11 protein-coding genes are annotated in these 14164 nt (G+C 53.5%); 5 read left to right on the top strand and 6 right to left on the bottom strand.

The genetic code is table 11. The features are described 5' to 3' along the window. Positions 1-85: 85 nt before the first annotated feature. Together ACFIOZ_RS14050 and ACFIOZ_RS14055 are read left to right on the top strand one after the other, a co-directional pair. Positions 86-1168 (top strand): efflux RND transporter periplasmic adaptor subunit, encoded by a 1083-nt coding sequence (locus tag ACFIOZ_RS14050; RefSeq protein WP_386078832.1) that lies wholly within the window; start codon positions 86-88, stop codon positions 1166-1168. Continuing rightward, on the top strand, positions 1168-4314 hold the full coding sequence (locus ACFIOZ_RS14055; protein ID WP_386078834.1) for an efflux RND transporter permease subunit: 3147 nt from the start codon (positions 1168-1170) through the stop codon (positions 4312-4314). The genes ACFIOZ_RS14050 and ACFIOZ_RS14055 overlap by 1 nt, the downstream gene beginning before the upstream one ends. Positions 4315-4409: 95 nt before the next feature. Here the strand turns inward: ACFIOZ_RS14055 and ACFIOZ_RS14060 are convergent, their stop codons facing one another. Next, complete coding sequence (locus tag ACFIOZ_RS14060; protein WP_088700405.1) at positions 4410-4838, bottom strand: DUF3617 domain-containing protein; 429 nt, start codon at positions 4836-4838, stop codon at positions 4410-4412. Positions 4839-4985: 147 nt separating this feature from the next. Between ACFIOZ_RS14060 and ACFIOZ_RS14065 the strand changes: the two genes are divergently transcribed. Continuing rightward, complete coding sequence (locus ACFIOZ_RS14065) at positions 4986-5195, top strand: CPXCG motif-containing cysteine-rich protein (protein ID WP_386078837.1); 210 nt, start codon at positions 4986-4988, stop codon at positions 5193-5195. Positions 5196-5201: 6 nt separating this feature from the next. On the opposite strand, the gene ACFIOZ_RS14070 is transcribed toward ACFIOZ_RS14065, so the two are convergent. From ACFIOZ_RS14070 to ACFIOZ_RS14085, 4 genes are all read right to left on the bottom strand, one after another. Further along, positions 5202-6029 carry an ABC transporter permease subunit gene (locus tag ACFIOZ_RS14070; RefSeq protein WP_386078840.1) on the bottom strand — a complete coding sequence of 276 codons (828 nt, stop codon included), beginning with the start codon at positions 6027-6029 and terminating at the stop codon, positions 5202-5204. Beyond that, complete coding sequence (locus ACFIOZ_RS14075; protein WP_386078843.1) at positions 6029-6937, bottom strand: ABC transporter permease subunit; 909 nt, start codon at positions 6935-6937, stop codon at positions 6029-6031. The genes ACFIOZ_RS14070 and ACFIOZ_RS14075 overlap by 1 nt, the downstream gene beginning before the upstream one ends. A 35-nt stretch (positions 6938-6972) precedes the next feature. After that, entirely contained in the window at positions 6973-8154 is a 1182-nt protein-coding gene (locus tag ACFIOZ_RS14080) for an ABC transporter ATP-binding protein (protein WP_386078845.1), read from the bottom strand. Between the two features lie 101 nt (positions 8155-8255). Then, positions 8256-9359, bottom strand: a complete 1104-nt coding sequence (locus ACFIOZ_RS14085) for a polyamine ABC transporter substrate-binding protein (RefSeq protein WP_386078848.1) — start codon at positions 9357-9359, stop codon at positions 8256-8258. Positions 9360-9744: 385 nt separating this feature from the next. Between ACFIOZ_RS14085 and ahpC the strand changes: the two genes are divergently transcribed. Together ahpC and ahpF are read left to right on the top strand one after the other, a co-directional pair. Next, positions 9745-10308 (top strand): alkyl hydroperoxide reductase subunit C, encoded by a 564-nt coding sequence (ahpC, locus tag ACFIOZ_RS14090; RefSeq protein WP_226250748.1) that lies wholly within the window; start codon positions 9745-9747, stop codon positions 10306-10308. A 171-nt stretch (positions 10309-10479) separates the two neighbouring features. After that, positions 10480-12036, top strand: coding sequence for an alkyl hydroperoxide reductase subunit F (ahpF, locus tag ACFIOZ_RS14095; RefSeq protein WP_386078851.1), 1557 nt, complete (start codon positions 10480-10482; stop codon positions 12034-12036). Positions 12037-12131: 95 nt separating this feature from the next. Here the strand turns inward: ahpF and phaC are convergent, their stop codons facing one another. Next, positions 12132-14051, bottom strand: coding sequence for a class I poly(R)-hydroxyalkanoic acid synthase (phaC, locus tag ACFIOZ_RS14100; protein WP_386078854.1), 1920 nt, complete (start codon positions 14049-14051; stop codon positions 12132-12134). Positions 14052-14164 lie beyond the last annotated feature (113 nt).

Here is a 14164-nt window from a genome sequence, read left to right on the forward strand (position 1 = left end):
TAACAGGGTCGTACTTAAAAATTATTATATAGCCAAATTACCCTATACAATAATTGTATAAATAGCATCTAACGCTGAGAACACTATGCCTTTGTCTATTCATCGACGATGTCTGCTGAGACTTGTGCTTGTCCCCCTTACCCTACTGTTATCCAATATGACGATCGCCCAATCGGCACCGTCCGTTATCGGCACACGTGTGGCCATGACCACGTGGTCGGATCCCCTGGAAGCCTTGGGCACTCTTAGAGCTGAAGAGAGCGTCACGCTCTCGGCCACCGTCACGGACATCGTTGCTGAGATCAATTTTCGCGACGGTGAGCAGGTCGAGCAGGGCCAGTTGCTTATTCGTCTGGAGGATGCAGAAGAACAGGCCCAATTGAGGGCGTCTCAGGCGCTGCGCGAAGAGCGGCTTAACGCATCAAATCGTGCTTCTCAGTTGCAAGATCGCAACCTTGCGGCCCGGGCCGATGTAGAAGATAGCCGGTCACGGCTACGCCAGGCCGACGCTGATATTCAAGCGATTGAAGCCCAACTGGCTAATTACCAGATAAAAGCGCCCTTCAGCGGCCGTGTTGGCTTTCGCAACATCAGCACCGGCGCCCTGGTCACTCCAGGAATGGAGCTGGTGACACTCGATAAACTGGATATTATGCAGCTCGATTTTGGCGTACCCGAGGTATTTCTGGGTCGTCTCTCAACAGGTTTGATGCTCAATGCCACCACTGCAGCCTACCCTGACGAGGTGTTTAGTGGTGAAATTGCCACCATCGGCACACGCGTGGATCCGATAACGCGCAGCGTAAGCGTCCGCGCCGAGCTTGAGAATAGCGATGGCCGTCTGCGCCCAGGCATGCTGATGAAAGTGATCGTTCAACAGCGCGTACGCGATACTATTGCCATCTCTGAGGCAGCCATTGAGCCTAGCGGTGACCGCCACTACGTGATGCTTATCGAACAGGATGACGGCACGACACGTTTGGCCCGGCGCGAAGTAGCAATTGGCGAGCGGCGCAATGGCGAGGTAGAAATTCTTGAGGGATTAGCCCCTGACGACTTAATCGTCGTGCATGGCCTACAGCTGGCTCGAGATGGGCAAGAAGCGAGATTGATCGGCATTGTCGATGACGAGACCGGCATACGAGCGCTACTGGAGGCCGACCGCTAATGCGCTTATCGGACATCTCTGTTCAGCGCCCAGTACTGGCGATGGTGATCGCGGCATTGATTATTGCCTTCGGCCTACTAGCGCTTAATCGCTTGCCGCTGCAAGAGTACCCCACTATCGACCCACCTGTGGTCACTATCGATACCCGCTACCCCGGCGCCTCGGCCAGTGTCGTTGAAACACGTATTACCCAAGTCCTAGAAGACCGTATTGCGGGCGTGGAAGGCATTGAGCTGATTACTTCGCAAAGCGAAGATGGCCGCTCGCGAATCGAAATCGAGTTTGGTATCGATATGGATATCAATGCTGCCGCTAATGATATTCGCGACCGCATTTCCGGCGCACTGCGAAACCTGCCCGATGATGCAGACAACCCCGAGGTCACCAAAGCCGATAGCAGCGAAGAGATAGTCGTGTGGTTAAGCCTCTCCGGCGAAGACTACTCGATCACAGAGCTGACCGACTACGCTAACCGCTTTCTGGTCGATAGCCTTTCCGTACAGCCAGGGGTCGCACGGGTGCGTGTGGGCGGCGGCAGCGACTATGCCATGCGGGTATGGCTAGATCGCAATGCCTTGGCCGCACGCGGGCTCACCGTTAGCGATATCGAAGATGCCTTACGGGCAGAGAACGTTGAGCTGCCTGCAGGTTCGCTTGAATCTGAAGATCGTCAATTTATTGTCCGCCTACCACGTAGTTTTGCCAGCGCCGAAGACTTTCAGCGTCTTGCCATCAACTCTCCCCGCAACACCTCACTCAATCAGGGCGGCAACGGCTACCTGGTGCGTCTTTCCGATGTAGCAAGAGTCGAAGTCGGCGCGGTGGAGGATCGCTCGGTATTCCGCTCCAATGGCATCCCCATGGTGGGCCTGGGGATGATCATGCAGTCGACGGCCAATGTGATCGAGCTATCCGAGGCCGTACAGATCGAACTTGAGCGCCTGCAAGGTACGTTGCCCGAAGGCATGTCGCTAAGCCTGAACTACGATGCCTCACTGTTTGTCTCCGGGGCGATTGAGCAGGTCGTTATGACGCTATTTATCGCCATGGGCTTGGTCGTGGTGGTGATTTTTATGTTTTTGGGCAATTTGCGTACCACCCTGGTACCTGCGGTGACCGTTCCTATTGCCGTTATTGGGGCTTTCACCGCCCTCGCGGCGATGAACTTCTCGATCAATCTGCTAACCCTGCTGGCGCTGGTATTGGCGATCGGACTGATTGTCGATGACGCCATTGTAGTACTTGAAAACATTAACCGTCGCATGCACGACTACGGCGAAACACCGCTAGTCGCCGCCTTTCGAGGTACTCGACAGATCGCTTTTGCAGTTATCGCGACCACGCTGGTATTGGTGGCAGTCTTCTTACCACTCAGCATGTTGCAAGGCGATATAGGTCGACTATTTTCCGAGTTTGCGCTCACCATGGCTGCCGCGGTAGTCGTCTCTACCCTGTTGGCGTTGACGCTTACGCCGATGATGGCGTCTAAAATTCTCAAGCCGGGCATGCATGACAGCCGGATCGGCCAAGCTGTGCAGTGGTTGCTCAGCGGCACGCAGCGGCGCTACCAATCCACGCTGGAATGGATGCTTAAAATGCGCTGGTTGGTAGTGGCTGCGTTTGTATTACTGATTGGAGCCACTGCCTGGCTGGCCACAGTACTGCCGAATGAATACACCCCACAGGAAGATCGCGGCAACTTTATCGTGTTAGTGAATGGCCCAGAAGGTGCCACTTTCGACTACATGATGGACTACATGGATGAGATTGAAGCACGGATGACGCCGCTAGTAGAGAGCGGTGAGCTAGAGCGCGTGGTGGTGCGCGCCCCACGCGGTTTCGGTAACATCGAGAACTTTAATAGCGGCTTTATTATCGTCAATATGGCCGATTGGGGCAGTCGACGCAGCGCCTGGGAGATTATGGCCGAAGTGCGTGAAAAACTAAGCTCCCTGCCGGGGGTACAGGCTTTCCCTGTAATGCGCCAAGGGTTTGGGCAACGCACCCAAAAGCCGGTGCAGTTTGTGCTGGGCGGCGGGACATACGAAGAGCTGGCCCGCTGGCGCGATACGCTGATCGATCATGTGCGCGAGAATAACCCACGTTTAATGGCACTTGAGAGCAATTACAACGAAACACAACCACAGCTGCGGGTGGATATTGATTATGAACGTGCCGCTTCGCTGGGCGTTACCGTTACCGAGATAGGTAGAACGCTTGAAGTGCTGTTAGGTGGCCGTAACGTCACTCGCTATGTGGATAACGGTGAAGAGTACGACGTGATTTTGGAAGGCGACCGGGGCAGTCAGAACAGCCCGAGAGCGCTGGATAACATACAGGTGCGCTCTGCACGCACGGGCGAGCTGATCCCCCTGGCGAGTCTCGTCACCCTTTCCGACTTTGCTGGCGCCAGCACCCTAAACCGCTTTGACCGTATACGGGCAATTACCATTGAAGCCAATCTCGCCGATGGCTATCCCCTTGGCGAAGCCCTGGCCTATTTAGAACAGAGTGCTGCGGAGTTACTCCCCGAAGAGGTGCAAACCAACGTGGCAGGCGCCTCGCGGGACTTTCAACAGGCCAGCGGCGCCACCGCGTTTCTGCTGATACTCGGCGCATTAGTGGTCTTCTTGGTGCTAGCAGCGCAGTTCGAGAGCCTGATTCACCCCTTTGTGATTATGCTGACGGTGCCGTTGGCGATGAGCGGTGCGCTACTCGCCCTCCTGTTAAGCGGTCAATCGCTGAATATCTACAGTCAAGTAGGCTTGGTACTGCTGATTGGCCTAGCGGCGAAAAATGGTATTTTGATTGTCGAGTTTGCCAACCAATTACGCGACGAAGGTAAAGCCTTTCGTAACGCGTTGATTGAAGCCTCAGTGACACGCCTGAGACCCATCTTAATGACCGCCGTGACCACCATGGCCGGCGCCATTCCGTTGATTGTCTCGACCGGGCCGGGGGCTGAGTCACGCCTGGTTATCGGCACCGTGATTATGGCGGGGGTCGGCTCGGCAACGCTGTTTACGCTGTTTGTCGTGCCTGTAGCCTACGACTTGCTGGCGCGCCACACCGGTTCGCCCGGAGCAGTGAAACGGCAGTTGGAGGAGGAAATAGCTAACGCTCCAGGGGGAGCGACCGACAATTAAAAACGACAAACTAAAAGGGCGCCCTAGAGAAGGGGCGCCCTTTTAGTGAGCTACTGCTGGTTATTAACTAACGAGTTATTAACAGCAGAAAGCGATCACTCACACTCGCCAAGATACTCGCCTTCAATTACGGTATTCATGCTCAGCTCACCCATGGGCGACTGGGTAAGGATATCGACGCTACCTTCGATACGCTCGCCCATAAAGCGCATTTCGCCATCGATGGTGGCTTCGCCACCCTCAGCGCGACACACCATGCTGTAGCTTAGACCATCCGCATTTAGATCCTGGTCGAGCAGCTCGCAGCCTTCTTCTTCCTCGATGAAGCCAAATTCAGCTCCCTCTAGCTCCTCCTGACTAATACACTGGCGCTCGGTTTCCGTTTGATCCGGAATTTCCATTTCGCCGCTGATGCTGGTTTTACTCACAAACTCCCACTCACCAGCGGTGACATTGGGGGTTTCAGCCAACGCGACCATCGGAAAGGCCACTAGGGCCGCTACTGCCATGTTACGTAACATCATCGCTACTCTCGCTGCGTTGCTTTAGGAACTTAAATCCTGGGATATCCTACCTGATTCAACCCCACGATGCCCTACCCGACGACCACACTGCTACACTCTTTGGGTAAGAAACTGATTTAGCGCATCCGCTATACAAGGTAGCCAACAATGCAAGACGACGCCCTGATCAATTATGATTTCCACTGCCCCTACTGTGATTCACCGCTGACCTTTCTCATTGATACTTCCCAGGGCAGTCATGACACCTGGGAGGATTGCCATCAATGCTGTGCGCCCATCCAGCTACAAATCATCGTCTCACCGATGAGCGGAGAACTCGAAAGCGTCGTCGCCGGGCGCGACGACGACGTTCTATAGCGTGATCTAACCTTCTCGTAGAGCGGCCTTCCGCCTGGTCTCATTACGCCGCATAAAAAACCACGCCAACAGTGTCGCCAGCGATACCGTTAGGATGATCAATGTAGCAAGCGCATTGATCTTCGGTGATACTCCCATACGCACCGATGAAAACACCACCATCGGCAGCGTGTTGGCCCCTGGCCCAGAAACAAAGCTGGCAATCACCAAGTCATCCAAGGATAGGGTAAACGCTAGCAGCCAACCTGCAGCCAGTGCAGGGGTAATGATCGGCAGCGTGATAGAGAAGAAGGTTTTCACTGGAGGCGATCCCAAATCCATGGCCGCCTCTTCGATCGAGTGATCCACTTCCCGCAGGCGTGCAGCCACCACAACCGCCACATAGGCACTGCAAAAGGTGGTGTGAGCAATCCAGATGGTTGCCATGCCCCGGTCGGCTGGCCAGCCGGTAATTTGCGCCATTTGCACAAATAGCAGCAGCAGCGAAAGGCCCGTGATAACTTCCGGCATTACCAGCGGCGCCGTGACCATACTCGACAGTGCCGTTTTACCACGGAAGTGGCCATAGCGCGTCATTACAAAAGCGGCCACTGTGCCCAGGCAAACCGCCATGCTGGCAGCAAAAAACGCGATACGAAGGCTCGTCCATACCGCCGACAAAATCTGCTGATCGCGAAACAGTTCGCCGTACCACTGGGTGGAAAACCCCGCCCACACCGTAACCAGTTTCGAGGCGTTGAACGAATACACTACCAGTACAAACATTGGCAGATAAAGGAACAGCAGGCCAAGCACCAGCATGACCATTGAGAAGCTCGGCCGTCGCATGCTCATTATTCAAGCTCCTTGGACTGGTAACGATGAAACCAGACTATCGGCACCAGTAGCAGCAGAAGCATGACCATCGCCAGCGCTGACGCCACGGGCCAGTCACGGTTGAGGAAGAACTCCTCCCATAGCACTTTGCCGATCATTAATGTATCAGGGCCGCCAAGCAGCTCAGGAATCACAAACTCCCCTACCGCCGGAATAAATACCAGCATCGAACCGGCCACAATCCCCCCCATTGAGAGCGGCAAAGTGACTTTGACAAAGGTATTAAATTTGCGTGAGCCAAGATCTGCAGCGGCCTCTAACAGCGAATTATCCATGCGTGTTAAGTGGGCGTAGAGCGGCAACACCATGAACGGCAAGTAAGCGTAAACAATACCTATGGTGACCGAGAACTGGGTATTCATCATACGCAGTGGTGAATCAATGAGGCCAATCCCTATTAATAGGTTATTGATTAACCCACTGTTGCTTAGAATGCCCATCCAGGCATAGACACGGATCAAAAACGACGTCCATGACGGCAGCATGACCAGCAGCAGTAACAGCAACTGCCAACGGGCTGGGGCGCGGGCCATGGCGTACGCCATCGGATAACCCAGCAACAAACAGGCCAGCGTGGCAGTAAACGCCGTTTTCACCGAGCCCCAATAGGCGGCAATGTACAACGAGTCTGAGAGCAGAAAGAGGTAATTGCCCAGATTCAGAAATATATGCAGCGTCTGATCAGCGTACTCAAGCAGCGGTCCATAGGGCGGAATCGCAATCGCCCCCTCGGAAAGACTGATTTTGAGTACCAGCGCAAAGGGCAGTAAAAAAAACAGCGTCAGCCACAATAGTGGAAACGCAATCACTGCACGACGCCCTAATTGCCAGCGTTTGAGCATCGCTGACACACGAGATAGCATCATTTAGAGTGGTCTCCCCGCGGTAAAAAAGCCATGCATCAACGGTTTAATACAATCGTGCTGTGGTCTTCCCAGTAGACATACACACTGTCTTCCCAGGTAGGTCGATCACCGCGACGCTCTGTATTGGCCATACTGACTTTAATGATTTGGCCCGACTGGGTGCGCACGTAGTAGAGTGAGAAACCGCCTAAATAGGCAATATCATCCACCTTGCCAGCCGCCCAGTTGTACTCCGTCGTGGGCTTTTCACGGGTAAGCCAAATCTTCTCAGGGCGCAGCGCGACCCAAACCCGCCGATCTACCGCCTGGGTGGTAATACCGTGGTCAATATAGATGGGGCGCTCGAGTACGGGGGCAACGATGCGGCAGTGGTCGGCAGCGTCTTCGATAATCTCGCCTTCAAACAGATTCACCGTGCCGACGAACTCCGCCACCATACGGCTCACCGGGCTTTCATAAATATCGATAGGCGAGCCTATCTGTTCGATCCAGCCATCGGCCATAATCGCCACACGGTCGGCCATGGTCATGGCCTCTTCCTGATCGTGGGTGACCATAATGCAGGTCACGCCGACCTGCTCGATGATTTCAACCACCTCTAGCTGCATTTCCGTGCGCAGCTTTTTATCCAGTGCACCCATAGGCTCGTCTAACAGTAACAGCTTGGGCCGCTTGGCCAACGAACGCGCCAGTGCAACCCGCTGGCGTTGGCCGCCAGAGAGTTGATGCGGCTTGCGTTTGGCAAAGCGCTCCATATGCACCAGTTTCAACATTTGCGCGACGCGAGCGTCGATATCTGCTTTGGGCAGTTTGTCCTGCTTTAAGCCAAAGGCAATATTTTGCGCCACTGTCATATGCGGAAATAGCGCATAAGACTGGAACATCATATTGATAGGCCGCTTGTGCGGAGGCATGGCGGTGATATTCTCACCGTCTAATAAAATACGGCCTTCAGAGGGCGTTTCAAAGCCCGCCAACATCCGCAGCAGGGTTGACTTACCCGACCCTGAACCACCTAACAGCGCAAAAATCTCTCCGCGCTTAACCTGCAAATTGACATCATCCACCGCCAGCGCATCATCAAACCGCTTACTTAAGCGTTTAACTTCCAGCACCACATCCTCAGCAAACCGCGGGGTTTTGCCCTGGGGCCGCGACGTTGAAGGGGTGATGGGTGAAGCAGATGAAGGCTCGTTCGACAGGGGCGTAGTGACCATTCGCCACTCCCATCAAAAGGCCCGGCAATCCGGGCATTAAAAAAGACGAGCAGCGAGCCATAGAGCATTAACCCCAGGCTCGCCGTCGGATAAATGTCAGTTTAACGACCCGACTTTACGCGGTTCCAAATGCGCGTACGGGCACGCAGCACATCTTGAGGCTTTTCGGCCTGGACGTATAAGTTTTGCATGACCTCGGTTTCCGGATAAATAGCCGGGTCATTGATGATCTCTTCAGAGAGGTACTCATTGGCCGCCGCGTTAGGATTGGCATACCGCACGTATTCGGTAATTTCCGCGGCAATTTCAGGGTCGAGAATAAAGTTGATGAAGGCGTGAGCGTTTTCACTGTTCCGCGCATCAGCGGGTACTGCCATCATGTCGAACCAGAGCGCGGCGCCTTCTTTAGGAATACTGTAACCAATACTGAAATCGCGCCCTGCTTCTTCAGCACGCTCGGCAGCCTGGAAAACATCACCCGAGTAGCCTGCGGCCACGCAGATATCACCATTGGCCAAATCGGACACATAGCGCGAAGAGTGGAAGTAGGTCATGTCGTCGCGCACTTCGGCGATCAGTTCACCGGCGGCTTCCAGATCGTCGATATTCTCACTCAGTGGATCTAACCCCAAGTAAGCCATGGCGGGTGAGAGCATCTCATCGGCGGAATCCAGCATCGACAAGCCACAGCCAGCCTCGCTCAACGCGGCGGTTATTTCCGGATCAAACAGCAGCGCCCAGCTATCTACCGGCGCGTCGTCTCCCAAAATTTCTTTAACGCGATCAATATTATAGCCGATCCCATTGGTACCCCACATATAAGGAACCGAGTATTCACTACCGGCGTCAATGGTTTCCAGGTTGGCCATCAGTTCGGGATTAAGGTTGTCTAAATTGGGCAGTAACTCATGGTCAAGCGGCTGGTAAACACCGGCTTTCACTTGGCGGGTAAAGTAGTAGGTAGAGGGTACTACCACATCATAACCGGAGCGCCCGGCGAGCAGTGCGGCATCCAAGATTTCATTGCTGTCATAAACGTCATAGGTCACTTCAATGCCGGTACGCTCGGTAAATTTTTCCAGCGTTTCCGGGGCAATGTAGTCTGACCAGTTAAACACCCGCACCTCTTCGGCGTGGGCAGCGCTAGCCGCTGCGGCGAATGAGATAGCCGCAACGGCCGCGGAAAGTTTGTGGATGTTCCCCATTATCACTGCTCCTGTTGTCCCAACGAATCATTAAACAATTCAGCATCACTCAACAATTCAGCCAAATGTCTTGCCAAGTGTTGTTACCAAGTGCGCCCTGCTGCTGCCGGCAACAGCCCTCAGCGGCTAACCATAGCGTAGGCCATAATAGTGACCGTGCGAATTCTGCGGTGCAGTGACGCCTACCGCAAGCCAATGTGAAAAATTCTTGTATTTTTCTCAAATGGCCCCATTAAGAGTCTAGTAAAACAGCGACCTATGATTCGCTAATAGGCCAATGCTATTGGTTGGATGGCTATTTTTAATTTTAGACATTAGTCGCGAGCCGTTAGCATTAGCACTACTTTATAAGCCTTAACACTCATGACAACTGGAGACTATCTGAATGTCCTTGATCAACACTGAAGTAAAGCCGTTTAAAGCAACTGCTTACCTGAATGGCGAATTCGTCGATGTGACTGAAGCGGATCTGCAAGGCCAGTGGTCTATTTTCTTCTTCTACCCGGCCGACTTTACTTTTGTTTGCCCCACTGAGCTGGGCGATTTGGCTGATAACTACGCTGAGTTCAAGAAGCTGGGTGTTGAAATCTACAGCGTTTCAACCGACACCCACTTCACTCACAAAGCGTGGCACGACAGCTCTGAGACCATCGGTAAACTGCAGTACCCGATGATTGCTGATCCGACGCTACAGATTTCTCGTAACTTCGAAGTATTGATTGAAGAAGCAGGCCTTGCAGAGCGCGGCACCTTTGTTGTCGACCCCGATGGCAAAATCCAGATTGTTGAAATCAACGCTGGCAACATCGGCCGTAATGCCGAAGAGCTACTGCGTAAAGTAAAAGCCGCTCAATACGTTCGTGCCAACCCGAACGAAGTATGCCCGGCTAAATGGAAAGAAGGCGAAGAAACACTCGCGCCTTCACTGGATCTGGTAGGCAAAATCTAAACTGCCTACAGATGTCACGCGCTTGCGGCTAGTTACGCAGCGAGTGCGTGCAGATTCAACGCCCGGGTTTCGCCCGGGCGTTCTGTTTTAAACCCTTTTTAAAATATGAGTGATTAGCACCGTCACACGCGTGTATTCAATACGTCTGTTATTTGCGAGGAAGCTACTGTCATGCTGGACGCCAATTTAAAATCCCAGTTGAAAGCGTATCTGGAAAAAGTGACTCAGCCGTTCGAGATCGTTGCCTCCCTCGATGACGGTGCCAAGTCGCAAGAACTGCTTGGCCTGCTCGAGGATATCAGCAGCCTGAGCGACAAGATTACCCTATACAGCGACGGCCAGGACACACGCACGCCTTCGTTTGCCATCAACCGTCCGGGTGAAGAGACGGGCGTGGTGTTTGCGGGCATCCCCATGGGCCACGAGTTCACATCGCTGGTGTTAGCGCTACTGCAAGTCGGCGGCCATCCGCCCAAAACGTCTGATGAGCTACTCGACCAAATCAGAGCCCTTGATGGCGAGATGCTTTTCGAGACGTACTACTCACTCTCCTGTCAGAACTGCCCTGACGTGGTTCAAGCGCTTAACCTGATGGCTATTTTCAATCCGAACGTGCGTCACGTCGCTATCGACGGGGCACTGTTTCAGGACGAAGTTGAGTCGCGGGAAATCATGTCGGTACCGAGCATCTATCTAAACGGTAAACCGTTCGATCAGGGCCGCATGACGCTTGAACAGATTCTGGCCAAGGTAGATACCGGTGCTGCCGAACGCGACGCCAAAAAGCTCAGCGAAAAAGCCGCTTTCGACACCCTCGTCATTGGTGGAGGACCGGCAGGTGCTGCGGCGGCCATTTATTCAGCGCGTAAGGGCATTAATACCGGCATTGCCGCTGAACGCTTCGGTGGGCAGGTGGCTGATACCATGGGAATCGAAAACTTTATCTCCGTTTCCCATACCGAAGGCCCCAAGCTAGTTAGCGCCCTTGAAGAGCACGTAAAAGAGTACGAAGTCGATGTCATGAACCTTCAGCTTGCCACGGCGTTTAAAGCAGCCGAGGCCGAAGGTGGCCTACATGAGGTTACTTTTGAATCGGGTGCGACGCTTAAGAGCAAAACCCTGGTACTGGCGACAGGCGCCCGCTGGCGCGAAATGAACGTGCCCGGCGAACAGCAGTACCGCAATAAAGGGGTGGCCTACTGCCCTCACTGTGACGGCCCGCTGTTCAAAGGTAAGCGAGTAGCGGTGATCGGCGGCGGTAACTCTGGCGTTGAGGCGGCGATTGATCTGGCGGGTATTGTCGGCCATGTGACGCTCGTAGAGTTTATGGGCGAGATGCGCGCCGACGCGGTACTACAGAAAAAGCTTAAGAGCCTGCCTAACGTGGATATTATTCTCAATGCACAAACCACCGAAGTGACGGGCGATGGCAGCCGTGTTAACGGTTTGAACTATAAAGACCGCACCTCTGATGAGAGCAAATCGATCGCGCTGGAAGGTATCTTTGTTCAGATTGGTCTGGTGCCTAATACCGAGTGGTTAAAAGGCTCACCGATTGAGATGACTCCTCGCGGAGAGATCATCGTTGATGCTCATGGAATGACCTCCGTGCCAGGAGTGTTTGCCGCGGGCGATGTAACTACCGTGCCCTACAAGCAGATCATTATTGCCATGGGCGAAGGCGCCAAAGCATCGCTGGGTGCTTTCGACTATCTCATTCGAAACTGACAGTGGCGAAGAAAAGCCCGCTGACAAAATGTCAGCGGGCTTTTTAGTGGGAGGAAGCTTCGCTCGCGAAACCCTAGGCTATTCGCCTATGCTAATTACGAAGAAGACGGTATCTCACCCAACACCTCAGGGATCGTCATCTTCACATAGCGCCCTGGCGCAGGCTCAATCACCTTGAGCTCACCGTCACCGGGTTGGCGCACAGGTACCATTTTTTCGCTATCGGCATAGCCATTGTCGATCATCCATGCCTGCCAATGAGGCCACCAGGAGCCTTCCTGAGCCGTAGCGTTTTCCAGCCACTCTTCATGGGTTGCCGGTAATGCGTCGTTAGTCCAGTAGCCATATTTGTTTTTATGGGGCGGATTGACGATACCTGCGATATGCCCCGAGCCACCTAACACAAAAGTAACCGGCCCCTTGGGGAGCAAGGCCCCGTAGTAAGTGCTGTTCCACTTGGCAATGTGGTCTTCTTTGGTAGACACAAAGTAGCTGGGCGCCGATACCTTACGCAGATCAATTTTCACGCCATCCAGCTCGATGCCACCGGGCTCAACCAGACGGTTTTCCAGATACATATGGCGCAGGTACCAGGCATGCGTCCCAGCAGGTAAGTTAGTGCCATCAGTGTTCCAGTAGAGCAGATCAAAGGCGGCGGGCGTCTCGCCCTTCAAGTAGTTATTAATGTAAAACGACCAAAACAGATCATTCTCACGCAGCAAGTTGAAGGTATAAGCCATTGAGCGCCCATCAAGATAGCCCTTCACTTCTAGCGTTTTTTCGATTCCTTCGACGACCCCTTCATTAAGAAACACGCCAATGTCGCCAGGGTCACGGAAGTCCTGCAGCGTGGCCATATAGGTCACCGACTTTACTTTGCGCCCTCGCCGAGTGCTGGTGAGGTATGCCACTGTAGAAGCCGTTAATGTGCCTCCAACGCAATAGCTGAGTAGGTTAACCGACTTCTCGCCGCAGGCCTGCTCGATGGCTTCTATCGCGCTGATCGGCCCCATCTGCATATAGTCGGCCCAGGTGATATCGCGCTGTTCCGGGCCTGGGTTACGCCAGGAGATCAAGAACACCGTATGCCCCTGATCCACCAGCCACTTCACCATGGAGTTATCTTCACGTAGATCAAGAATGTAGTACTTGTTGATCCATGGCGGCACCATTAGCAGCGGCGTTTTAAAGGTCTTTTCCGTCGTTGGGGTGTACTGAATCAACTGGATCAATTCGTTTTCATACACTACCGAACCGGGCGTTACAGCGATGTTTTCGCCCACGCCAAAGGCTGCACGGTCTGTCATGCGGACATTGATGCCCTCAGCCGAGTTACCGAGATCTTCACGTAGGCGAGCCAAGCCATCCACAAGGTTTTGACCACGGGTCTCAATAGTACGACGCATGACCTCTGGATTGGTGGTGATAAAGTTCGTTGGCGACATCGCGTTGACCAACTGACGTGCATAAAACATCAAGTTACGCTGCTGGGTTTCGTCCAACCCACTTAAACTTTCAACCAGCTCTTCCACCATCTGCGAGAACAGTAAGTACTGCTGCATAATGGCCATGTAGTGTGGGTCTTGCGTCCAGGCTTCATCTTTGAAGCGACGGTCACTTTTGTCAGGGGTTATCAGCGGTGTGATCTGCTCGCCAGCCATGCCACGGACGGCTTGCTGCCACAATAACCACTGGTCTTGTAGCAAACGATTCTGGGTTTCCCAAAGCAGCGTCGGGTTTTGCATTAACGACTGCGCACCCGCTTCAAAGCTTTTGCGCATATCACTGTAAATTGAGTCGGCGGCTTCACTGGGCGCGATTCGGGAAAGCAGATCCTGCATCAATCCTTGGTACTGTTCACCAATCTCTTTAAGCTGGTTATTCCAGGCTTCAATCTCTGCTGGGGATAGCCCTTCAGGTAGCCCTTGATAAAGTCCTTTAGAAAGCTCCTTAGACATACTTTCAGAGAGCCCTTGCGATATTGCCTGGAACGGATTGTGCCACGCTGACTGCATACTTATTCTCCCTACGCCTATCTTCAGGCGCACCGACCGCTTTGGCTATGTAAGCATATATAAATTTAAGCTTATAAATGCATCGCGGCGCCCTTGGGCGCCGCGATGATGTC

Source organism: Vreelandella sp. F11, assembly GCF_042466685.1.
Lineage (GTDB): Bacteria > Pseudomonadota > Gammaproteobacteria > Pseudomonadales > Halomonadaceae > Vreelandella.